Below are 20,681 nucleotides of genomic sequence, written 5' to 3'. Positions count from 1 at the left end.
ACATTGGAATCCCATGACCAAATACAGCCTGCGTGCGCGCATGATGATCCTGATTCTGGCCCCGACCTTGCTGATTGGTTTGCTGCTCAGCACCTTCTTCGTGGTGCACCGCTATAACGAGCTGCAGGAGCAATTGGTCGACGCCGGCGCCAGCATCATCGAGCCGCTGGCGGTGGCCAGCGAGTACGGCATGACGTTCCGCAGCCGCGAATCGGTCAGGCAGTTGGTCAGCCTGTTGCACCGCCGCCATTCGGACATCGTGCGTTCGATCACCGTGTTCGATGCGCAGAACAATTTGTTCGTCACCTCCAATTATCATCACAACTTCGCTCAGCTGCAGCTGCCGAAAGGCGTGCCGTTGCCCACCGAGCTGATGCTCACCCGACGCGGCGATTCGCTGATCCTCCGCACGCCGATCCTGTCGGAAAACCAATATCCGGATGAAACCGCTGACGGCGGCAGCCACCCCGACAACAACCTGGGCTATGTGGCGATCGAGCTGGATCTGCAGTCGGTGCGGTTGCAGCAATATAAAGAGGTGTTCGTCTCCACCCTGCTGCTGTTGCTGTGCATGTGTATCGCCATCCTGTTTGCTTACCGGCTGATGCGCGACGTGACCGGCCCGATCCGCAACATGGTGAACACCGTCGACCGCATCCGCCGCGGCCAGCTCGACAGCCGCGTGGAGGGCTACATGCTCGGCGAGCTGCACATGCTGAAGAACGGCATCAACTCGATGGCGATGTCGCTTACCGCCTATCACGAAGAGATGCAGCAGAACATCGATCAGGCCACCTCCGACCTGCGTGAAACGCTGGAGCAAATGGAGATCCAGAACGTCGAGCTGGATTTGGCGAAAAAACGCGCGCAGGAGGCAGCGCGCATCAAGTCCGAATTCCTGGCCAACATGTCGCACGAGCTGCGTACCCCGCTCAACGGCGTGATCGGTTTTACCCGCCAGATGCTGAAAACCGATCTGAGCGCAACCCAAACCGATTATTTGCAGACCATCGAACGCTCGGCCAACAACCTGCTGACCATCATCAACGATGTGCTGGACTTCTCCAAGCTGGAGGCCGGCAAGCTGGTGCTGGAGCATATTCCGTTCGCCCTGCGCGAAACGCTGGACGAAGTGGTGGTGCTGCTGGCCCCCAGCGCCCACGACAAAGGGCTGGAGCTGACGCTGGATGTGCACAACGACGTGCCGGAGCAGGTGATCGGCGACTCGCTGCGCCTGCAGCAAATCATCACCAACCTGCTGGGGAACGCCATCAAGTTCACCGAAACCGGCAATATCGATATCCGCGTCGAGCTGCGCAAACAGCTGGATCGCCGGGTGGAAGTGGAAGTGCAGATCCACGACACCGGCATCGGCATCTCCGAACGCCAGCAGTCGCAGCTGTTCCAGGCATTCCGTCAGGCAGACGCCAGCATCTCCCGCCGCCACGGCGGCACCGGGCTAGGGTTGGTGATCACGCAAAAGCTGGTGAAGGAGATGGGCGGCGACATCTGCTTCCACAGCCAACTGAATCGCGGCTCGACCTTCTGGTTCCACATCACGCTGGATCTGAACGAGGGCATGCTGTCGCTGGCGCCGAGCCTGCCGGATCTGAACGGCAAAACGCTGGCCTATATCGAGTCCAACCCGACGGCGGCACAGGCGACGCTCAACATGCTCAGCGTCACGCAGCTGGTGATCACCCACTCGCCGACGCTGGGCCAGCTGCCGTCAGGCCATTACGATTTCCTGCTGGCCGGCGTGCCGATCCCGTTCCGCGACAACATGGCGCAGCATCAGGACAAATTGTTGGCCTCGCTGAAGCTGGCCGATCGGGTGATTCTGGCACTGCCGTGCCAGGCGCAGATCGACGCCGAACTGCTCAAGCAACAAGGTGCGCTTGGCTGCCTGATCAAGCCTATCACCAGCACGCGTCTGTTCCCGCTGCTGAGAATGGAGACGCCCGATCGGCTCGCCGCCCCACCTGAGCGTAAACGTCTGCCGCTGACGGTGATGGCGGTGGACGACAATCCGGCCAACCTGAAGCTGATCGGCACGCTGCTGGGCGAACAGGTGGAAAAAACGCTGCTGTGCGAGAGCGGTGAGGAAGCGCTGGCGCTGGCGCGCAACAACGTGCTGGATCTGATCCTGATGGACATTCAAATGCCGAAGATGGACGGCATTCACGCCAGCGAACTGATCCGCCAACTGCCGCACCACAACTCCACGCCGATCGTCGCCGTCACTGCCCATGCCGCCAGCGGCGAACGCGAGCATCTGCTGCAGGCCGGGATGGACGACTACCTGGCCAAGCCGATCGACGAGAAAATGCTGACCCGCGTGCTGTCGCGCTACCATAGCGGCGACGTGGAAAGCGCCGTCGCCGACGATGCCCCGCTGTCGCTCGACTGGCCGCTGGCGCTGCGCCAGGCGGCCAATAAACCGGATCTGGCGCGCGATCTGCTGCAAATGCTGCTCGATTTCCTGCCGCAGGTGCGCGAACGGGTGCAGGCGCTGCTCGAGGGGCAACACGACGACGAGATCCTCGACCTGGTCCATAAGCTGCACGGCAGCTGCAGCTACAGCGGCGTGCCGCGCCTCAAGCAGCTGTGTTTCTACCTCGAGCGGCAGCTGCGCCAGGGCATCACCAACGACGAACTGGAGCCGGAGTGGCTGGAGCTGTTGGATGAGATTGAACTGGTGATCCACGCGGCGCGCGCGCATCTGGCGCAACCGGCCTGAATCCTCAGGCCATAATGCAAAAAGGCACGCCGTAGCGTGCCTTTGTTGCTTTTAGCGCCTGACGTTTATCACTGCGCCAGCAGGTACAGTTGGCTATCGCCACGCTGAATATTCAACGCCAGCACCGACGGTTTGCTGTCGAGGATTTTACGCAGCTCGCCCAGGTTCTGGATCGGCTGTTGGTTCACGCCCAGGATCACGTCGCCCTTTTTCAGGCCGATGCGCGCGGCGGCGCTGCCGGCTTTCACGCTGTCGACCTTGACGCCTTTCACGTTGCCGACCTGGGTATTGCTCAGCTCGGCACCTTCAATGCCGGTGTAGATATTGCCCGAGGCCACCTGGGTCTGCGCGCTTTGCTCCAGCGTGACGTCAATGGTTACCGGCTTGCCGTCGCGAATAATGCCCAGCGACATCTTGCTGCCGACCGGCAGCGTGCCGATCTCCGCCCGGAACGAGGCGAAGCTGGAGATGGCCTTGCCGTTCATGGTGACGATCACGTCGCCGGCCTTGATGCCCGCCTTCGCGGCGGAAGATTTCGGCATTACCTGGCTGACGAAGGCCCCGCGCTGCGCATCGACCTTCATCGCCTTGGCCAGCTCAGAGTTCAGCTCGGTGCCCATGATGCCCAGCTCGCCGCGTTTCACCTGGCCATACTCGACCATTTGCGCCGTCAGGTTTTTCACCATGTTGCTCGGAATAGCGAAGCCGATACCGATATTGCCGCCGTCCGGCGCCAGGATCGCGGTGTTGATGCCGATCAGCTCGCCGTTCAGGTTAACCAGCGCGCCGCCGGAGTTACCGCGGTTGATCGCCGCATCGGTCTGGATAAAGTTTTCGTAGTTTTCGATGTTCAGGCCGCTGCGCCCCAGGGCGGACACGATGCCCGAGGTGGCGGTTTCACCCAACCCGTACGGGTTGCCGATCGCCACGGTGTAATCGCCGACGCGCAGCTGATCGGAGTCCGCCATCTTGATCGCCGTCAGGTTCTTGAAGTCTTTCAGCTGGATCAACGCGATATCGGAACGCGGATCCTTGCCGATCACTTTGGCGTCGAAGCGGCGTCCGTCGCTCAGCTGCACCTGGATCTTGTTGGCGTTGTCCACCACGTGGTTATTGGTCACCACATAGCCCTTGGTGGCATCGATGACCACCCCGGCGCCCAGCGCCTGGAATTTCTGCTGCGTGCCCTGCGGCTGGCCATCCGGCCCTGGCTGTTCACCGCCCTGACACATCGGCGAGCCTTGGAACGGCGAACCGTCCTGGCAGAACGGCGAATCCTCACCGAAGAACTGTTGGAACTGCTGCGGCATGCGCGGCGTATTGACCGTGGTGCTGCCCTCAACGTTAATGCTCACGACGGAAGGCATCACCTTCTCCAGCATCGGTGCCAGGCTCGGCAGCTGTTGGGTGCTGGAAGAGGCGGTTTCAGCGGCGCTGACCGTCGCCGGGCCCATCGCCATACCGATACTGAATGCCAGTGCGCTCAGAACTAATGCGGTTTTTTTCATCTGTGTGTCTCTTATAAAGTCGTTCAAAAAGAATGGCCGTCTTGCGTGCTTATTCAGAGTTAATTAATAGCCCGAAGTTCCGGCACAGATGATTGGCAATAGTAAACAAATATTGTCCGTCTTTACAAAACTCGAGACAGCCAACCGGTTGGAATTGCTGGCAATTATTCTTCAGCTCAATTATTCTGCCGCCATCAATCGACGATATTCATCATAGGCGTACAGGTCGGTCATTCCGCTGATATAGTCCTGCAATAAACGCGCGCGGAAATAATATTCCCGAATGCCTTGCTGCTCCGGCGATAAATGCTGCAGCCCTTCTACCGCCTCCGCATACGCTAGCCGATGCTTGGTGGACAGCTTGTGGAACAGGCGTGTTTCAATCGGATAAGCGCGATGGCTGTCCTCGCGCACCAGCTGGCTGAAGTCCGCCAGCGACATCGCCAACAGCGGGCTGTAAATGTCCAGCAGGCCGCTGATCACCCGATAGCCTTGCAGCTCGAGCTGCTCGACCTCAGGGTGGTTGAACACGTGCTTGAACGCCACATTTTTAAATATCTTCAGTAGCCGATAGGCCGGGCTGGAATCCTCCAGCAGCGCCTGATTGAAACTGCCCTGATAGACCGCGTCCAGATTGTCGATAAAGCGCTGCGCCGCATGCGGCACCAGCCGCGCCACGGTAAACACCCGCAGATACATGAAGAACTGATCTTCCGCGCTGCGCCGCGCGCCGCCGCGATCGATCTTGCGAAACGCGCTGGCGACGGTCTTGTCGAACAGATCGCCCGGCACCACCTCGCCCCACTCCTGAATCAGGTGCTGATACAGCTGCTCGACGGTGAAAATGCTCTTCTCCACCGCGTCTTCCAGATCGGCCACGCAGTACGAGATATCGTCGGCGGCCTCCATAATATAGGTCAGCGGGAAACGATCGAACTCGCCCATGTGCAGCTCGCGCCGCAACCGATCGACGAAGGCCTCTTCCGCCAGATAGTAGCCGGGCTTTTTCATCAGGTAACTGTGGCTGGCAGGGATGTCGCTCGCCCAGTAGGCCGGGCGGGTGTATTTCAAAATGCAGCCGACCTGCGCGTAGGTCAGGTTGAGCTTGAGCAGGCTGTACACCATGCGGATCGCCTGGGCGTTGCCCTCGAAGTGGCTGAGATCCTGACGGATCCGGCTGCGCAGCCGGTTCAGATCGCCCTCCCCTTCATGCAGGCGCAGCGTCGCCACCTGGCAGCGATCGTGGCTGCCCGGCTCGCTGCCGCAGCTGGCGGGATCGAGCCGCTGGGCGAACCAGTCGTTGATCGCCGACTCGCCGAAGTGTCCGAACGGCGGATTACCGATGTCGTGCATCAGGCAGGCCATTTCCACGATGCTTTCAAACGGATCGAGCAGCCGGGTCAAGCCGAGCTCATCAATTCTCCCCGCCTGTTTGAAGCGATTGAGGATCTCTTTGGCGATGTGGCGCCCAACCTGCTGCACCTCCATCGAGTGCGTCAGGCGGCTGCGCACCGCCGCGTTGCGTTCCAGCGGAAACACCTGGGTTTTTTGCTGCAGACGGCGAATGGCGGCCGAGTTGACGATGCGCCCGCGATCGCTCTCGAACTGCCGCACGATGTCGTACTCTTCCTCGGCCTCGATCGGTTTGCTGAAAGGCCGTTGGAAGCTGATTTTTTGCTTGAAGTCGATCCCGGACATCTGTTTCTCCGCCGTTGCGCCCTGCCCCCGTGATAACAATTCCCGGCAGCGGATGCAACGCATTATCTCTGATACACAGCCATGATAGACTATGCCGCAATTCTCACGGCCAATCAGCGAGTGTTATTTATGAAAGTAGGCATCATCGGCGCAATGGAGCAGGAAGTCACCCTGCTGCGCGATCAAATCGAAAACCGTCAAACCATCCAGCGCGCGGGCTGCGAAATCTACACCGGCCAGATCGGCGGCGTTGACGTGGCCTTGCTGAAATCCGGCATCGGCAAAGTCTCTGCGGCCATGGGCACCACCCTGCTACTGGAACACTGCAGCCCGGATCTGGTGATCAACACCGGTTCCGCCGGCGGCCTGGCCAGCACCCTGCGCGTGGGCGATATCGTGGTGTCGGAAGAAGTGCGCTACCACGACGCCGACGTCACCGCCTTCGGCTACGAGCCGGGCCAGATGGCCGGCTGCCCGGCGGCGTTCGTCGCCGACGACGCGCTGATCGCGCTGGCGGAAAGCTGCATCAAACAGCTGGATCTGCACGCGGTGCGCGGCCTGATCTGCAGCGGTGACGCCTTCATCAACGGCGCCGAGCCGCTGGCGCGCATCCGCGCCACTTTCCCGCGCGTCGCCGCCGTGGAAATGGAAGCCGCGGCGATCGCCCACGTCTGCCATCTGTTCGGCACGCCGTTCGTGGTGGTGCGCGCCATTTCCGACGTCGCCGACAGCGAGTCGCACATGAGCTTTGACGAGTTCCTGGTGGTAGCGGCCAAGCAGTCTACGCTGATGGTCAATGCCATGCTGCAAACCCTGGCCAAGCGCGGTTGATGTGAGGCTGCGCTTCACCTCGATGCTCTGTCTGTTGGCGCTCTGGCTGGCCCTGCCGGTCGGCGCCGCCCAGCGGGTGATTAGCCTGGCGCCCAGCGCCACCGAGCTCGCCTATGCCGCCGGCATGGGCGAGGTGCTGGTGGCGGCGAGCGCCTATTCCGATTACCCGCCGCAGGCCGCCAAGCTGGAGCAGGTGGCCTCCTGGCAGGGCATCAACCTGGAGCGGGTGCTGGCGCTCAAGCCGGACCTGATCCTCGCCTGGCGCGGCGGCAATCCGCAGCGCGTGCTGGATCAGCTCGCCGCGTTCGGCATCCCGATCTTCTATGCGGACGCCGACAACCTCGGGGGGATCGCCGGCTTGCTGGATAAGCTGGCGCAATACAGCCCGCACCCGGATCAGGCGCATCAGGCGGCAGACGACCTTCGCCGACAGTTCGCCGCTCTCAAGCAACAATACGCCGCTAACTCACCACGGCGCGTGCTGCTGCAGTTCGGCACCCAGCCGCTGTTCACCAGCTCCGGCGCCACATTGCAAAGCCAGGTGCTGGCGCTGTGCGGCGGGCAGAACGTCTTCGCCGATAGCCGCACCCCTTGGCCGCAGATCAGCCGCGAGCAGGTGCTGGCGCGTCAACCCCAGGCCATCGTCATCACCGGCGGCGCGAAAGAGGCCGCCAATGTGAAAGCCTTCTGGGCGCCGCAGCTGCAGGTGCCGGTGATCGCGCTGAACGAAGACTGGTTCAATCGCGGCGGGCCGCGCCTGCTGTTGGCGGCGCAGCAGCTGTGCCGCCAGCTGGCGGAGATCCGCTGATGCTGGTGTTCTGGTTGGATATTCTCGGCACGGCGGTGTTCGCCGTCTCCGGCGTACTGTTAGCCGGCAAGCTGCGCATGGATCCGTTCGGCGTACTGGTATTGGGCGTGGTCACCGCGGTCGGCGGCGGCACCATCCGCGATATGGCGCTGGCCAACGGCCCGGTGTTCTGGGTCAAGGATCCCACCGATCTGGTGGTGGCGATGATCACCTGCGTCTTGACGCTGCTGCTGGTGCGCCAGCCGCGCCGCCTGCCGAAATGGGTGCTGCCGGTGCTCGACGCCGTCGGGCTGGCGGTGTTCGTCGGCATCGGCGTCAACAAGGCTTTCGCGGCCGGCACCGGCCCGCTGGTGGCGATCTGCATGGGAGTGATCACCGGCGTCGGCGGCGGCATTATCCGCGACGTGCTGGCGCGCGAGATCCCGATGATCCTGCGCACCGAAATTTACGCCACCGCCTGCATCATCGGCGGCATCGTGCACGCTACGGCGTTTTACACCTTCCACATGCCGCTGCAACAGGCCATGATGCTGGGCATGATCATCACGCTGGCCATTCGGCTGGCGGCCATCCGCTGGCACCTCAAGCTGCCCGCCTTTATTCTCGAACGCTGAGCCGTCGCCCTGCGGGGCGACGCGTGGCAACGCCGCACCGGGTGATTTATTAGACTAAAAACGGGTTCAGTGGTATTATTTTCGTCCAAAAAATAGCGTAGTGTCGATGTAAAATTCTGTTACCCGCAGGTTAATCCCTTCCCCACGCTGTTAAAACTTTTTAACTTTTTGCCGATAAGTCATCACAAGATGGCTTACGGATGACTATTCCCGCAATGATGAAAAAAATTCTGCTTGCCTGCTGTGGCGCCCTGCTGAGTGGCGCCGCGTATGCCGATGCCGTCAGCGGCCAGATCGGCGTTACCCTGACCATTGAACCGCAATGCGCCGTGCGCCTCGAAGCCGCCGTCCCCCAGGCCGAATGCAGCCACGCGACGGCGCAGCCGAAGATCATCCGCAACCCACCGACGCAGCAGAACGGTGCGGAAGTGATCCTCGTGGAATGGTAATGGTAGGCATAAAAAAACCCGCCGGCCTAAGGCGAGCGGGTTGATGTTCTGACAGGCAAACTCAGATGCTGAACGACGAACCGCAACCGCAGGTGGTTTTGGCATTCGGGTTGGTCACCACGAAGCGCGACCCTTCCAGCCCTTCGGTGTAGTCCACCGAACCGCCGACCAGATACTGCAGGCTCATCGGATCGACCACCAGCGCCACGCCCTGCTTCTCGATGGTCATGTCGCCATCGTTGACCTTGTCGTCAAAAGTGAAGCCGTACTGGAATCCGCTGCAGCCGCCGCCGGTAATGTAAACCCGCAACTTCAGGTTCGGGTTTTCTTCGTCAGCAATCAGGAACTTAACCTTGTTTGCTGCTGCCTCGGTAAATTGCAGGGGCAGTGCCGTTTGATCACTCATACTCTTTACTCCCAACATTGTTCAGCATCAGATCGCGACTATGGCTGCCTGATTAATATTAACGATTATCCGATACCTGAGTGTTGCGTTCAAGTATTCACCGCATTTGTTGTATTTTCTTTACCTGTTTTCTCCGCCGCTTCCCGTGCCAGCTGCGCCTCCTGCCTTTGCAGGGTGCGAGCCAAGATCGATGAATACAGCGGCTTGCCGCCGAGTAGCTGCGCCACTACCGTGGCGCCGAGGCAGGTGATGATCATCGGTAAAATCAGCTGGTAGTTGTCGGTCATTTCCAGCACCAGCACGATACCGGTCAACGGGGCCCGCACCGTGGCGGCGAACAGCGCCCCCATACCGGCGATGGCGAAGGTGCCCGCTTCGATGCCGTATTGCGGGAACAGATGCGCCCCCGCCAGCCCGAAGGCGGTGCCGAACAGCGTGCCCAGCGCCAGCATCGGCGCAAAGATGCCACCCGGCGCGCCGGAACCGAAGCACAGCAGCGTGGTGAAGATGCGGGTAATGAAGATAAACATCAACATGCCGACGCTGTAATTGCCCGCCGCGGCGATCGGGATCAGCCCAAAGCCGCCGCCCGCCGCCTCTGGCTGAATCAACCCCAGAATGCCACACACGCCGCCGAGCAACCCACCCATCAACAAGATATTGCGCATTCTGCCGCCGTGCAGGCGCGCGAACATGTCTTGGGTGCGGAAGATCAGCGCGTTGAACCCCACGCCCACCGCGCCGAATATCGCCCCCAGCACCAGATAGAGCCACAGGGTGTTGATGGGCGCCGAAGAAAGTTTGTCGACCGCGATCACCGAGCCCTGGCCGTTAAACAGCTGGTACACCACGCTCGACATGATAACGCCGATAAACACCGCTTTAATCGAGATCAGGTTGTAGCGAAACTGCGGCCGCATCTCTTCGATGATAAACAGAATGCCGGCCAGCGGCGCGTTGAACGCGGCGGACAGCCCGGCGGCGGCCCCGGTCGCCAGCAGCGAATGACGCGCCTCGGCGCCGCGAATGCGCAGCACGTCCAATACCATGCGCCCGACGTTGCCGCCCATTTGCACCGTGGGCCCTTCGCGCCCCAGCACCATGCCCGCCCCCAGCGTGCCCATGCCGCCGATGAATTTCACCGGTATCACGCGCCACCAGCGCACCGGCCGCAGCTCCTCCAGCGCGCCTTCGATCTCCGGAATGCCCGAGCCGCCCGCCTCAGGCGCAAAGCGCCGCACCAGGTAATAGCCCAGCGCCGCCAGCGCGGCGGACAGGATAAACGCCAGCGGCCACACCAAGATCCAGGAGTCGGCGACCTGCGCCAGCGAAGCCAGCCGCTGCTGCTGCACCCACTCCACCGCTTTATCGAAGGCTACGCCAAGCAAACCGGCCAGCGTCCCCACCAGCGCGGCCATCAACAGGATCGCCACCGGCGTTTTGTCGCGGCGGATAAACTGGCGCACCGCATCGCTGCGGCTAAGACGCGGGCTCAACGTCCCGACGGGCTGTGAGTGTGATTCTGTCATCGCGAGTGATTCGTCAGGTAATTTGTAATACAAATAGGCAGGGCGATAATTCTACCCCAACCCGGCGGCGGGCGCTGCCGTTAATGGTATCTGACTGTGATCGTTTCATAACGCAGCGCTCTCCTCTAGAATAGCGCGGTCAAATCATTCAAAAGAGAATCCAGGAGCCGATTTATGAGCCTACACAGCAAGTCCGAAAGTCTGTACGCCCAGGCGCAACAGTTGATCCCCGGCGGGGTAAACTCTCCGGTGCGTGCATTCACCGGCGTGGGCGGTGTGCCGCTGTTTATCGAGCGCGCAGACGGGGCTTACCTGTTCGATGCCGACGGCAAGGCCTATATCGACTATGTCGGTTCCTGGGGGCCGATGGTGCTGGGGCATAACCACCCGGCGATCCGCGACGCGGTGATCGAAGCGGCGCAGCGCGGCCTGAGCTTCGGCGCGCCGACCGAGATGGAAGTCAAAATGGCGCAGCTGGTCACCGAGCTGGTGCCGACGATGGATATGGTGCGCATGGTGAACTCGGGCACCGAAGCCACCATGAGCGCCATCCGCCTGGCGCGCGGCTACACCAACCGCGATAAAATCATCAAGTTCGAAGGCTGCTACCACGGCCACGCCGACTGCCTGCTGGTGAAAGCCGGCTCCGGCGCGCTGACCCTCGGCCAGCCGAACTCACCGGGCGTACCGGCCGACTTCGCCAAACACACCCTGACCTGCACCTATAACGATCTGGATTCGGTGCGCGCCGCCTTCGAACAGTACCCGTCCGAGATCGCCTGTATCATCGTCGAGCCGGTCGCCGGCAACATGAACTGCGTGCCGCCGCTGCCGGAATTCCTGCCGGGCCTGCGCGCCCTGTGCGACAAGTACGGCGCGCTCTTGATCATCGACGAAGTAATGACTGGCTTCCGCGTGGCGCTGTCCGGCGCGCAGTCCTATTACGGCGTCGAGCCGGATCTGACCTGCCTTGGCAAAATCATCGGCGGTGGCATGCCGGTGGGCGCCTTCGGCGGCCGTCGCGATGTGATGGAGGCGCTGGCGCCGACCGGTCCGGTCTACCAGGCGGGCACCCTGTCCGGCAACCCGATCGCCATGGCGGCGGGCTACGCTTGCCTGACCGAAGTGTCGCAGGTTGGCGTGCACCAGACGCTGACCGAACTGACCGAGATGCTGGCCGCAGGCCTGCTGCATGCGGCGCAGGAAGAGAATATCCCGTTGGTGGTCAACAACGTCGGCGGCATGTTCGGCCTGTTCTTCACCGACGCGCCGGCGGTCACCTGCTACCAGGACGTGATGCAGTGCGACGTGGAACGCTTCAAGCGCTTCTTCCACCTGATGTTGGAAGAAGGGGTGTATCTGGCACCGTCCGCCTTCGAAGCGGGCTTCATGTCCGTGGCGCACAGCAAAGAAGACATCCAGCGCACCATCGACGCCGCGCGTCGCTGCTTCGCCAAGCTGTAATCCCGGCCGGATGGCCAAAAAAATGGGCGCCTCGGCGCCCGTTTTGTTTTTCGCTGCGGTTTACAGCAGCGTGCCGTAAATGGTCAACAGCGCCACCACCACCACGATGATCATCGTCACCTTGCGCGCCAGCGTCACCGCCGCGCGCGGCGTTTGCACCGGATCCATATGCGGATCGCGCGCCAGCGAGAACTGCGCCAGCCGCGTCAACACCTGATACGACGACGAATGCCGATCCCCCAGCGAGGCGAACCAGGCCGGCAGCGCCCGCTCGCCGTGGCCAAATAGCGCATAGGCCACCCCGGCCAAACGCACCGGGATCCAGTCCAGCCAGTTCAGCAGGTGATCGATGCCCGACTGCGAACGCTCCAGCGGCGTATTGTGGCGCGCCAGCCAGGTTTGATAGGCGCGCAGGAAGGCATATCCCGCCAGCGCGATCGGCCCGTACGGCCCAAAGACCACGAACCAGAACAGCGGCGCCAGGTAATAGCGGAAGTTGATCCACAGCAGCGCGTTTTGCAGCTCGCGCAGACGCAGCTCTTCACTGCAGTCCACCGGCAAACCGTGGATCAACGCCAGCTCTTCCGCCATCTGATCGCTGGCATGGGTATCCCCCTGCCGCGCCGCTTTCAGGTAGGCGCGGTAGTGTTTGCGCTTGATGCCGGCGCCGACGCACAGCAGATCGATGACGATCCACAGCAGCAGCGTCACCACGCCAAAGAATAACCCGTGCGACAACCACAGAACGCCCCAGACGACAACCATCCAGGCGGCGGTCATCGCCAGCGTCTGCGCCAGCGAAACCCGATGCAGCCGCTGAAATACCACTTCGAGGCGATGATCCAGCTGCCAGTGTTCCCCCAGCTTGAACAGGCGCTCCCAGGCCAAAACCAGCAACAGCGTAAACAGCGTCATTAGCGATTCCTCTCCCTTTTTCTTGTCTCAAGCATAGCGTCGGCAGGCGCGCCGCGTTGTTCCAGAGATGCCAGATAGCGATCCCAATCGAACGCCGGCCCGGGATCGGTTTTGCGGCCGGGGGCGATATCGCAATGCCCGGCGATATGCGCCGCCAACGGCGGATAATGTTCGGCCAGCAGCGCGGTGACCGCCTGCAGCGTGCGATATTGCGCCTCGGTGTAGGCTAACTGGTCGGTGCCTTCCAGCTCGATGCCGATGGAGAAATCGTTGCACCGTTCGCGCCCCTGATACAGAGAAACGCCCGCGTGCCACGCGCGCTGGTCGAAGGGCACATACTGCACGATCTCCCCATCGCGGCGGATCAGGCAGTGCGCAGACACTCGCAGCTGATGGATCTCGGCGAAATAAGGGTGCTGCGCGGGATCGAGCGTGCCGGTGAACAGCTGGTCGATATAGGGGCCACCGAATTCGCCGGGCGGCAGGCTGATGTTATGGATGACCAGCAGCGAGGGCGGCTCGTCATCCGGGCGACGATCGCAGTGCGGCGAAACCACTCGCGTCACCCCGACAATCCAGCCATTTTCCAACTGCATCAGACACCTCTCTGCGGTGGTACTTATTCCTGCAACAGAGTAGCATGTTCCCCTACGATCTAACCGTCCATTTCGGAGTTTTCCATGCCGACACGCCGCTACAGTGCCGACCGTCGCCGTACCGAGCTTCTTGAACGTATTGAAAGTGATATTCCCTATTCCGTCGCCCAGGCGCTGCGCGAAGACCTGGGAGGTGAAGTTGACGCCGGGCGCGATATTACCGCGCAATTGTTACCGGCGGACAAGCAGGCCGAAGCCACCGTCATTACCCGCGAAGCCGGCGTGTTCTGTGGCCGCCGCTGGCTGAACGAAGTCTTTATTCAGTTGGGCAACCAGGTGCAGGTGGAGTGGCTGGTGGCAGACGGCGACCGTCTGATACCGAACCAACCGCTTTGCCGGCTGCGCGGCCCTGCGCGGGTGCTGTTGACCGGCGAGCGCACCGCGCTGAACTTCGTGCAGATGCTCTCCGGCGTGGCGACCGAGGTCAGCCGCTATGTGGCTCTGCTGGAAGGCACCCAGACTCGCCTGCTCGATACCCGCAAGACCTTGCCCGGCCTGCGCACCGCGTTGAAATATGCCGTACTGTGCGGGGGCGGCAGCAACCACCGGCTGGGGCTGTCCGATGCCTTCCTGATCAAGGAAAACCACATCATCGCCTCCGGCTCGATCAAAAACGCGGTGGAAAAAGCCTTCTGGCTGCACGCCGACGTGCCGGTGGAAGTGGAAGTCGAATCGCTTGATGAACTGCAGCAGGCGCTGGACGCCGGCGCCGACATCATCATGCTGGACAACTTCAGCGTCGAGATGATGCGTCAGGCGGTTGCCCAAACCCAGGGCCGCGCCCAGTTGGAGGTATCCGGCAACGTCACCAGCGAGACGCTGCGCACCTTCGCCGAGACCGGCGTGGATTACATTTCGGTCGGCGCGCTGACCAAACATGTGACCGCGCTCGATCTGTCGATGCGCTTCAAATGATCCCCTCGCCCCCGGCCGCCGCCGGGGGCGTTACCGCAGATTTGCGAAGCCCCTCGCACCGTTTTTCCCTCCGCTGCAAACGGCATCATTACTGATGGAAGCACGCCGAGAAACGCGTAAAACCCGCTCGCCGTTCCCCCGCGCAAACCGCTACCGTTGTTTTCCACACCCTTATGGAGGAAACAACGCATGGAAACGCAACGCGGCTTTAGCCTGATCGAACTGATGGTGGTGATCGCCATCATCGCCATCCTCAGCGCCATCGGCATTCCCGCCTACCAGCGCTACATCCAGAAAGCGGCGATGACCGACATGCTGCAAACCATGGCGCCGTATAAACTGGCGGTCGAACTGTGCGTGCTGGATGAAGGCGCGCCCGCCGGCTGTGACGCTGGCAGCAAAGGCATTCCCACCGGCGGCGCGTCGCGTTACGTCAGCGGGGTGAAAGTCGTTAAAGGCGTCATCACGCTGACCGGCGCCCAAACGCTGCAGGGGCTGGCGGTGGCGTTAACCCCCAAATCGAACGCAGATGGGCTGACCCACTGGACCCGGCTGTGCAGCAGCGAAAACGCGACGCTGGTTGAGGTGTGCCGGGAAGTCTTCCGCTTCGACGACGCGGCGGAGTAGCAGCGATGAACGCGCAAATCAGCGAAGAGGTTCACACCCTGTGTCGGCGCTATCAGGCGCTGGCGCTGAGCGAAGACCCGACCACCCTGACGGTCGCGCTCAGCGAAGAAGCGCCGCAGGGGCTGCTGGCGGCGCTGCGTTTCGCCACCGGCAAACGCATCCATCTGGAACAATGGCCGGCGGCCAGGTTGGAGCTGGCGCTGAATCAGCACCACGAGCCGCTCTCGGCACCGCTGGCGGCCGAAGAGGACACGACCGATATCGCCTACCCCGACGACGGCGATGCACCGGTGGTACAGTTCATCAACCAGACGCTGCGCCTGGCCATTCAGCGCCGCGCCTCGGACATCCACTTCGAGCCCTTTCGGCAGCATTTTCGCATTCGTCTGCGCATCGACGGCGTGCTGCAAACCCTCGCCTCACCGCCGCCGCAGCTGACCGCGCGCCTCATCGCCCGGCTGAAGATCCTCGGCCAGTTGGATATCGCCGAGCGCCGTCAGCCTCAGGACGGGCAGCTCAGCCTGACGCTGGACAGCGCGCGCTATGCCATGCGTATCGCCACCCTGCCGACGCTGCACGGCGAAAAGGTGGTACTGCGCGTCCAGCAGGGTGAGCAGCAGGAGCTGCCGCTGGATAAACTGGGCATGAGCCGGGCGGATCTGGCGCGCTACGCGACGGCGCTGGCCTGCCCGCAAGGGTTAATCCTGGTGACCGGCCCGACCGGCAGCGGCAAGACGGTGACGCTGTACAGCGGTCTGCGCCAGTTGAACGATGCGCAAAGCAACCTATGCAGCGTCGAGGATCCGGTCGAGATCCCGCTGTTCGGCATTAATCAGACCCAGATCAACGCCAAAACCGAACTGAGCTTCGCCCGGGTGCTGCGCGCCCTGCTGCGTCAGGATCCGGACGTCATCATGATCGGCGAGATCCGCGATACGGAAACCGCCGAGATCGCGGTCAAGGCCGCGCAAACTGGCCACCTGGTGCTGTCAACGCTGCATACCAACTCCACTGGCGAAACCCTGACGCGGCTGATGCACATGGGGATCCCCGGCTACCTGCTCGCCGGCTGCCTGAAGCTGATCGTCGCGCAGCGGTTGGTGCGCAGGCTGTGCCGCCACTGCCGCTATCCGCAAAGCCAGCCGACGCATTTTCCCACCGCTATCTGGCCAGAACCGCTGACCGCCTGGCGCGCCGACGGCTGCGAGCACTGCTTCGGCGGCTACTATGGGCGCATCGGCGTGTATGAGCTGTTGGCCATTACGCCGGAAATACAGGCGGCGCTGCTGGCGAACGCTGCTCCTAGCCTGCTGGCGAATATCGCCCGTGAGCAGGGGCAGCTTTCGCTGCTGCAGGCCGGGCTGACTCTGGCCGCCGAAGGCACGACCTCGCTGGAAGAACTGTATCGCGTGATCGACGTCGTCCAGCTCGGCGCAACCACGTCATGAAAGCGCGCCGCCTGTTTCTGTGGCAGGCTTTCGACGCTCAGGGCGCCTTACGCCGCGGCGAACTGATGAGCGAAGAAAAACGGCAGGTGAGCCGATTACTGATTGAGCAAGGCATGCAACCGTGCCGAATCGGGCACGGCAAACGCGTTACGCCCGGCCAATGGCGTGGAGAACCCTTAATCCACTTCACCCGCCAGCTCGCCACTCTGCTGCAGGCGGGGTTGCCGCTGGTCGATGCGCTGCAGTTGCTGGCAGCAGAGCATCCTTCGGCAGCCTGGCGCTGCCTGCTGCGCCAGCTGGCCGACCAGGTGCGCGAAGGGCAACCGCTTTCCGAAACCCTCGCCGAACAACCGGGGATTTTTCCCCTGATCTACCGCCAGCTGATCGCCATCGGCGAACTGACCGGTAACCTCGATCGCTGCTGCCTGCAGCTGGCACAACAGCAAGAAGCCCAGCTGCTGCTGCGCCGCAAGGTGACCAAGGCGCTGCGGTATCCCCTCTTCATCTGTGCGGTGGCGCTGCTGGTCAGCGTGCTGATGCTGGTGATGGTGCTGCCGGAATTCGCCAAGGTTTATCAATCGTTCGATGCGCCACTGCCCTGGTTTACCCAAGGGCTATTGAAGTTGTCCGCGCTGCTGATCGCCGTTGGCCCCTATTTGGCGCTGCTGCTCGGCGCATCGCTGTTCGGCTACTGCCGCTGGCTGCATCCGCGCCCGCCGTGGCGCAGACGTGAACAGGCACTCTTGCTTCGCCTGCCGCTGATCGCCCGGCTGGTGAGCGGCGGCGCGCTGAGCCAAACATTTCGCATCCTGACCATGACCCAACGCGCCGGACTGACGCTGGTGGAAGGCTTGAGCGCGGCGGCGCTGGCGGCTGACCATCTGCTGTACCGACGGGCGCTGGAGCAGGTGCGACGGCAGATCGCCGAAGGCGAAGCCTTTCATCAAGCCATGGGCCTGCAACCGCTGTTTCCGCCGCTGTGCCGGCAGTTGGTGCGGGTGGGCGAAGAGTCCGGTTCGCTGGACGCCTTGCTGGATAAATTGGCACAGTGGTATGAACGGCAGACGCACGAGCTGGCCGATACGCTGGCGCAAACGCTGGAGCCGCTGCTGATGCTGATGGTGGGCGGGATTGTCGGCGCTTTGGTGATCGCCATGTACCTGCCTATCTTTCAACTGGGCAGCGTGTTGGGATAAGGGGAAGAGGATAGCGGGCGCCGCGGTGTGCTGCGCCCGAATGCAAGCTGTGGCTTATTTGCTGCCGAAGACGCGGTTTTCCTGCTCTGCCACGCGGATAAAGGTGGTACGCTTGGTCAGCTCTTTCAGGCGCTCTGCACCGACGTAGGTACAGGCGGAACGCAGGCCGCCGAGGATATCGCGCACGGTAAACTCCACCTCGCCGCGCAGCGGCAGCTTGACGGTTTTCCCTTCGGCCGCGCGATACTCCGCGACGCCGCCGACGTGGCGCTTCATCGCCGACTCGGAGCTCATGCCGTAGAACAGCATGAACTTCTCGCCGTTCTCTTCCACCACGGTGCCTTCACACTCGTCGTGGCCGGCCAGCATGCCGCCCAGCATCACGAAGTCCGCGCCGCCGCCGAAGGCTTTGGCGACATCGCCCGGCACCGAGCAGCCGCCGTCGCTGACGATTTGGCCGCCCAGCCCGTGGGCCGCATCGGCGCATTCGATTACCGCCGACAGCTGCGGATAGCCCACGCCGGTTTTCACGCGGGTGGTGCATACCGACCCCGGGCCAATGCCGACTTTAACGATGTCGGCGCCGGAGAGGATCAACTCTTCCACCATCTCGCCGGTCACTACGTTGCCGGCGCAGATCACGTGATTCGGGCAGGCTTCGCGCGCTTTCTGCAGGAAGGCGACGAAGTGTTCAGAGTAGCCGTTGGCCACGTCGATACAGATGAATTTCAGCGCCGGAGACAGGGCCAGGATCTGCTGCATTTTGGTGAAGTCGGCTTCGGAAGTGCCGGTGGACACCATCACGTGGCGCAGCACCGATTCCGGCATGCGCTGCACGAAATCAGCCCATTGCTCGACGCTGTAATGTTTGTGTACGGCGGTGAGAACATCGAAAGAAGCCAGGGCCTCGGCCATGCGGAAGGTACCCACTGTGTCCATGTTGGCGGCGATAATCGGCACGCCGGACCAGCTGCAACCTGAATGCTTGAAGGTAAACTGACGTTCCAGTTCAACCTCGGAACGGCTTTTCAGCGTGGAGCGCTTAGGGCGGATCAACACGTCTTTAAAACCCAACTTCAAATCTTCTTCAATACGCATGACTTATGATTTCCTGGTTAATGGCGACGGATCGCAAGGAGGATGTTCGAACCTCTGCCCGACGGCTTTCCAGTGGCGCAAAAAGACGGCGGCGAGATTAATGCCAGTTCCAGTGACGTTATAATACGCGCTAATAATCGCCGAACAAGACTGCGAATTCGCCTTTATTTACGCTACAATCCGACAAATTTACCTGCATAATCGCAGTGTGATTACCCGCTCATTTTTGCCGTGCCGCTGCGCTTTTTCTCGCCGCCCGAACGGGGCCGACGCGCAAGCGCCGCCTGCCGACTTGCACTTCTGCGCGATCGCTTTATGATTCGTCTATTATTTTTTTATGAACATCGGATGCACCTAACACCATGGCCTACATTGTTGCGTTGACCGGGGGGATAGGCAGCGGCAAGACGACCGTCGCGAACGCCTTTGCGCGCCACGGCGCAACCCTTGTCGATGCCGACGTGATCGCCCGTCAGGTCGTCGAGCCGGGCACCCCTGCGTTGGCCGCGATCGCCGAACAATTTGGTAATGAAATGTTGCTGCCGGACGGCGCGCTCAACCGCGCTGCGCTACGTCAGCGCATCTTCAGCCACCCCGATGACAAAACCTGGCTGAACCAACTACTGCATCCGCTGATACACCGCGAGACCCAACGCCAACTGGCGCAGGCTGCCAGCCCGTACGCACTGTGGGTGGTGCCGCTGCTGGTGGAAAACCGCCTGCAGGATCGCGCCGATCGGGTGCTGGTGATCGACGTCGACGCTGAGACCCAGTTGGCTCGCACCATCGCGCGCGACGGCGTCAGCCGCGAGCAAGCGCAGAGCATTCTCGCCGCCCAGGCCACGCGCCAGCAGCGCCTCGCCGTGGCGGATGACATTATTGACAACAGCGGCGCCGCTCAGGGGATAGAGCCACAGGTCGCCGCACTGCATCGTCGCTACCTTGAACTGGCGGCAACAGCGCCCCAACAGGATTAAACTGCATGAGTGATGTTTCCCCAACCGTTCTCTTTGAACACCCGCTTAACGAAAAAATGCGCACCTGGCTGCGCATCGAATTTCTGCTGCAACAGCTGCACGGGCAGCGCGCCCTGAGCGAAACCGCCATCGCCCTTACCTTCTTTCGCACCATCTCCGACCTGCTGGACGTGCTGGAGCGCGGCGAAGTGCGCACCGAACTGCTCAAAGAGCTGGAGCGCCAGCAGCAAAAACTGTTGGCCTGGGCCGATGTGCCGGGCGTGGATATGGCGCTGATCGATCAGCTGCGCGGCCAGTTGAAGTCGCGCTCATCGGCGCTGATGGCGGCGCCGCGCCTCGGTCAGGCGCTGCGTGAAGACCGGCTGATCGGCCTGGTGCGCCAGCGGCTGAACATTCCCGGCGGCTGCTGCAGCTTCGATCTGCCAACCCTGCACATGTGGATGCACGCGCCGCAGCAGGATCGCGACGCCGACGTCGCCGCCTGGCTGCAGTCGTTGGATCCGCTGAACCAGGCGCTGATCATGGTGCTGGATCTGATCCGTCAGTCGGGGCCGTTCCGCAATCAAATCAGCCTGAACGGCTTTTTCCAGGACAACGCCGAAGGGGCGGATCTGCTACGCCTGCGCCTCCATCTGGCGCCGCAGCTTTATCCGCAGATTTCTGGCCACAAGACGCGTTATGCCATTCGTTTCCTGCCGCTGGACAGCGAAAATGGCGTGGTGCCTGAACGCCTGACGTTCGAACTGGCCTGTTGTTGAACTCATGAAAGCAAGCCTTCTCAGCACTGACAGAAGGCGTAAGG

At 62.0% G+C, this 20,681-nt stretch carries 19 protein-coding genes; 12 read left to right on the top strand and 7 right to left on the bottom strand.

Annotated features, from left to right (window positions below; genetic code table 11):
- Window positions 1-13: 13 nt before the first annotated feature.
- Window positions 14-2,740, top strand: a complete 2,727-nt coding sequence (barA, locus tag GUC32_RS03615) for a two-component sensor histidine kinase BarA (RefSeq protein ID WP_049204768.1) — start codon at window positions 14-16, stop codon at window positions 2,738-2,740.
- Between the two features lie 68 nt (window positions 2,741-2,808).
- Here the strand turns inward: barA and degP are convergent, their stop codons facing one another.
- On the bottom strand, window positions 2,809-4,248 hold the full coding sequence (degP, locus tag GUC32_RS03610; RefSeq protein WP_049210253.1) for a serine endoprotease DegP: 1,440 nt from the start codon (window positions 4,246-4,248) through the stop codon (window positions 2,809-2,811).
- A 180-nt stretch (window positions 4,249-4,428) separates the two neighbouring features.
- Entirely contained in the window at window positions 4,429-5,946 is a 1,518-nt protein-coding gene (gene dgt, locus GUC32_RS03605) for a dGTPase (RefSeq protein WP_049207270.1), read from the bottom strand.
- Window positions 5,947-6,075: 129 nt separating this feature from the next.
- Here dgt and mtnN point away from each other — a divergent pair, with 129 nt between their 5' ends.
- The 4 genes from mtnN (at window position 6,076) to GUC32_RS03585 (ending at window position 8,648) form a co-directional block, all read left to right on the top strand.
- A complete protein-coding gene (mtnN, locus tag GUC32_RS03600; protein WP_049200308.1) occupies window positions 6,076-6,777 on the top strand; it encodes a 5'-methylthioadenosine/S-adenosylhomocysteine nucleosidase in 702 nt (233 codons plus the stop codon).
- A 22-nt stretch (window positions 6,778-6,799) separates the two neighbouring features.
- The gene (btuF, locus tag GUC32_RS03595) at window positions 6,800-7,585 is read left to right on the top strand and encodes a vitamin B12 ABC transporter substrate-binding protein BtuF (RefSeq protein WP_197836268.1); all 786 of its coding nucleotides are present in this window, start codon (window positions 6,800-6,802) and stop codon (window positions 7,583-7,585) included.
- Complete coding sequence (locus tag GUC32_RS03590; RefSeq protein ID WP_038873529.1) at window positions 7,585-8,199, top strand: TRIC cation channel family protein; 615 nt, start codon at window positions 7,585-7,587, stop codon at window positions 8,197-8,199. Before btuF ends, GUC32_RS03590 begins: the two co-directional genes overlap by 1 nt.
- Before the next feature lie 200 nt (window positions 8,200-8,399).
- Window positions 8,400-8,648, top strand: a complete 249-nt coding sequence (locus GUC32_RS03585; RefSeq protein ID WP_065424607.1) for a hypothetical protein — start codon at window positions 8,400-8,402, stop codon at window positions 8,646-8,648.
- A 61-nt stretch (window positions 8,649-8,709) separates the two neighbouring features.
- On the opposite strand, the gene erpA is transcribed toward GUC32_RS03585, so the two are convergent.
- A complete protein-coding gene (gene erpA, locus GUC32_RS03580; protein ID WP_004932708.1) occupies window positions 8,710-9,054 on the bottom strand; it encodes an iron-sulfur cluster insertion protein ErpA in 345 nt (114 codons plus the stop codon).
- 89 nt (window positions 9,055-9,143) lie between these two features.
- A complete protein-coding gene (clcA, locus tag GUC32_RS03575; RefSeq protein ID WP_025301588.1) occupies window positions 9,144-10,583 on the bottom strand; it encodes a H(+)/Cl(-) exchange transporter ClcA in 1,440 nt (479 codons plus the stop codon).
- Between the two features lie 174 nt (window positions 10,584-10,757).
- On the opposite strand from clcA, the gene hemL reads away from it, so the two are divergent.
- Window positions 10,758-12,047, top strand: coding sequence for a glutamate-1-semialdehyde 2,1-aminomutase (hemL, locus tag GUC32_RS03570; protein ID WP_049207267.1), 1,290 nt, complete (start codon window positions 10,758-10,760; stop codon window positions 12,045-12,047).
- Between the two features lie 60 nt (window positions 12,048-12,107).
- On the opposite strand, the gene ampE is transcribed toward hemL, so the two are convergent.
- On the bottom strand, window positions 12,108-12,962 hold the full coding sequence (gene ampE / locus GUC32_RS03565) for a beta-lactamase regulator AmpE (RefSeq protein ID WP_025301586.1): 855 nt from the start codon (window positions 12,960-12,962) through the stop codon (window positions 12,108-12,110).
- Entirely contained in the window at window positions 12,962-13,558 is a 597-nt protein-coding gene (ampD, locus tag GUC32_RS03560) for a 1,6-anhydro-N-acetylmuramyl-L-alanine amidase AmpD (RefSeq protein WP_025301585.1), read from the bottom strand. The genes ampE and ampD overlap by 1 nt, the downstream gene beginning before the upstream one ends.
- Before the next feature lie 84 nt (window positions 13,559-13,642).
- On the opposite strand from ampD, the gene nadC reads away from it, so the two are divergent.
- The 4 genes from nadC to hofC all read left to right on the top strand — a co-directional run bounded on the left by nadC (window position 13,643) and on the right by hofC (window position 17,804).
- Window positions 13,643-14,533 (top strand): carboxylating nicotinate-nucleotide diphosphorylase, encoded by an 891-nt coding sequence (nadC, locus tag GUC32_RS03555; protein WP_025301584.1) that lies wholly within the window; start codon window positions 13,643-13,645, stop codon window positions 14,531-14,533.
- A 189-nt stretch (window positions 14,534-14,722) separates the two neighbouring features.
- Window positions 14,723-15,160: a prepilin peptidase-dependent pilin gene (ppdD, locus tag GUC32_RS03550; protein WP_043135904.1), complete on the top strand. Its 438-nt coding sequence runs from the start codon at window positions 14,723-14,725 to the stop codon at window positions 15,158-15,160.
- 5 nt (window positions 15,161-15,165) lie between these two features.
- The gene (gene gspE / locus GUC32_RS03545; protein WP_025301582.1) at window positions 15,166-16,608 is read left to right on the top strand and encodes a type II secretion system protein GspE; all 1,443 of its coding nucleotides are present in this window, start codon (window positions 15,166-15,168) and stop codon (window positions 16,606-16,608) included.
- Complete coding sequence (hofC, locus tag GUC32_RS03540; RefSeq protein ID WP_369435560.1) at window positions 16,605-17,804, top strand: protein transport protein HofC; 1,200 nt, start codon at window positions 16,605-16,607, stop codon at window positions 17,802-17,804. Before gspE ends, hofC begins: the two co-directional genes overlap by 4 nt.
- A gap of 54 nt (window positions 17,805-17,858) precedes the next feature.
- Here the strand turns inward: hofC and GUC32_RS03535 are convergent, their stop codons facing one another.
- Complete coding sequence (locus GUC32_RS03535) at window positions 17,859-18,902, bottom strand: GMP reductase (RefSeq protein WP_049204784.1); 1,044 nt, start codon at window positions 18,900-18,902, stop codon at window positions 17,859-17,861.
- A 362-nt stretch (window positions 18,903-19,264) separates the two neighbouring features.
- On the opposite strand from GUC32_RS03535, the gene coaE reads away from it, so the two are divergent.
- Window positions 19,265-19,879 carry a dephospho-CoA kinase gene (gene coaE, locus GUC32_RS03530; protein ID WP_089180565.1) on the top strand — a complete coding sequence of 205 codons (615 nt, stop codon included), beginning with the start codon at window positions 19,265-19,267 and terminating at the stop codon, window positions 19,877-19,879.
- Between the two features lie 5 nt (window positions 19,880-19,884).
- Window positions 19,885-20,637: a cell division protein ZapD gene (gene zapD / locus GUC32_RS03525; RefSeq protein ID WP_261464184.1), complete on the top strand. Its 753-nt coding sequence runs from the start codon at window positions 19,885-19,887 to the stop codon at window positions 20,635-20,637.
- Window positions 20,638-20,681: the final 44 nt, after the last annotated feature.

Origin of the sequence: Serratia sp. NGAS9, assembly GCF_009905295.1 — a bacterium.
Lineage (GTDB): Bacteria > Pseudomonadota > Gammaproteobacteria > Enterobacterales > Enterobacteriaceae > Serratia > Serratia bockelmannii.
The sequence above is the reverse complement of the archived record's forward strand: the minus strand, read 5'-3'. Positions and strand labels throughout refer to the sequence as shown.

What these genes read in the sequence shown, in the direction of transcription:
- degP (WP_049210253.1), bottom strand. Translation starts at nt 4,248, where the DNA reads ATGAAAAAAACCGCATTAGTTCTGAGCGCACTGGCATTCAGTATCGGT.
- hemL (WP_049207267.1), top strand. Translation starts at nt 10,758, where the DNA reads ATGAGCCTACACAGCAAGTCCGAAAGTCTGTACGCCCAGGCGCAACAG.
- ampE (WP_025301586.1), bottom strand. Translation starts at nt 12,962, where the DNA reads ATGACGCTGTTTACGCTGTTGCTGGTTTTGGCCTGGGAGCGCCTGTTC.
- barA (WP_049204768.1), top strand. Translation starts at nt 14, where the DNA reads ATGACCAAATACAGCCTGCGTGCGCGCATGATGATCCTGATTCTGGCC.
- hofC (WP_369435560.1), top strand. Translation starts at nt 16,605, where the DNA reads ATGAAAGCGCGCCGCCTGTTTCTGTGGCAGGCTTTCGACGCTCAGGGC.
- GUC32_RS03585 (WP_065424607.1), top strand. Translation starts at nt 8,400, where the DNA reads ATGACTATTCCCGCAATGATGAAAAAAATTCTGCTTGCCTGCTGTGGC.
- nadC (WP_025301584.1), top strand. Translation starts at nt 13,643, where the DNA reads ATGCCGACACGCCGCTACAGTGCCGACCGTCGCCGTACCGAGCTTCTT.
- ppdD (WP_043135904.1), top strand. Translation starts at nt 14,723, where the DNA reads ATGGAAACGCAACGCGGCTTTAGCCTGATCGAACTGATGGTGGTGATC.
- gspE (WP_025301582.1), top strand. Translation starts at nt 15,166, where the DNA reads ATGAACGCGCAAATCAGCGAAGAGGTTCACACCCTGTGTCGGCGCTAT.
- coaE (WP_089180565.1), top strand. Translation starts at nt 19,265, where the DNA reads ATGGCCTACATTGTTGCGTTGACCGGGGGGATAGGCAGCGGCAAGACG.
- GUC32_RS03535 (WP_049204784.1), bottom strand. Translation starts at nt 18,902, where the DNA reads ATGCGTATTGAAGAAGATTTGAAGTTGGGTTTTAAAGACGTGTTGATC.
- mtnN (WP_049200308.1), top strand. Translation starts at nt 6,076, where the DNA reads ATGAAAGTAGGCATCATCGGCGCAATGGAGCAGGAAGTCACCCTGCTG.
- zapD (WP_261464184.1), top strand. Translation starts at nt 19,885, where the DNA reads ATGAGTGATGTTTCCCCAACCGTTCTCTTTGAACACCCGCTTAACGAA.
- dgt (WP_049207270.1), bottom strand. Translation starts at nt 5,946, where the DNA reads ATGTCCGGGATCGACTTCAAGCAAAAAATCAGCTTCCAACGGCCTTTC.
- ampD (WP_025301585.1), bottom strand. Translation starts at nt 13,558, where the DNA reads ATGCAGTTGGAAAATGGCTGGATTGTCGGGGTGACGCGAGTGGTTTCG.
- clcA (WP_025301588.1), bottom strand. Translation starts at nt 10,583, where the DNA reads ATGACAGAATCACACTCACAGCCCGTCGGGACGTTGAGCCCGCGTCTT.
- btuF (WP_197836268.1), top strand. Translation starts at nt 6,800, where the DNA reads ATGCTCTGTCTGTTGGCGCTCTGGCTGGCCCTGCCGGTCGGCGCCGCC.
- erpA (WP_004932708.1), bottom strand. Translation starts at nt 9,054, where the DNA reads ATGAGTGATCAAACGGCACTGCCCCTGCAATTTACCGAGGCAGCAGCA.
- GUC32_RS03590 (WP_038873529.1), top strand. Translation starts at nt 7,585, where the DNA reads ATGCTGGTGTTCTGGTTGGATATTCTCGGCACGGCGGTGTTCGCCGTC.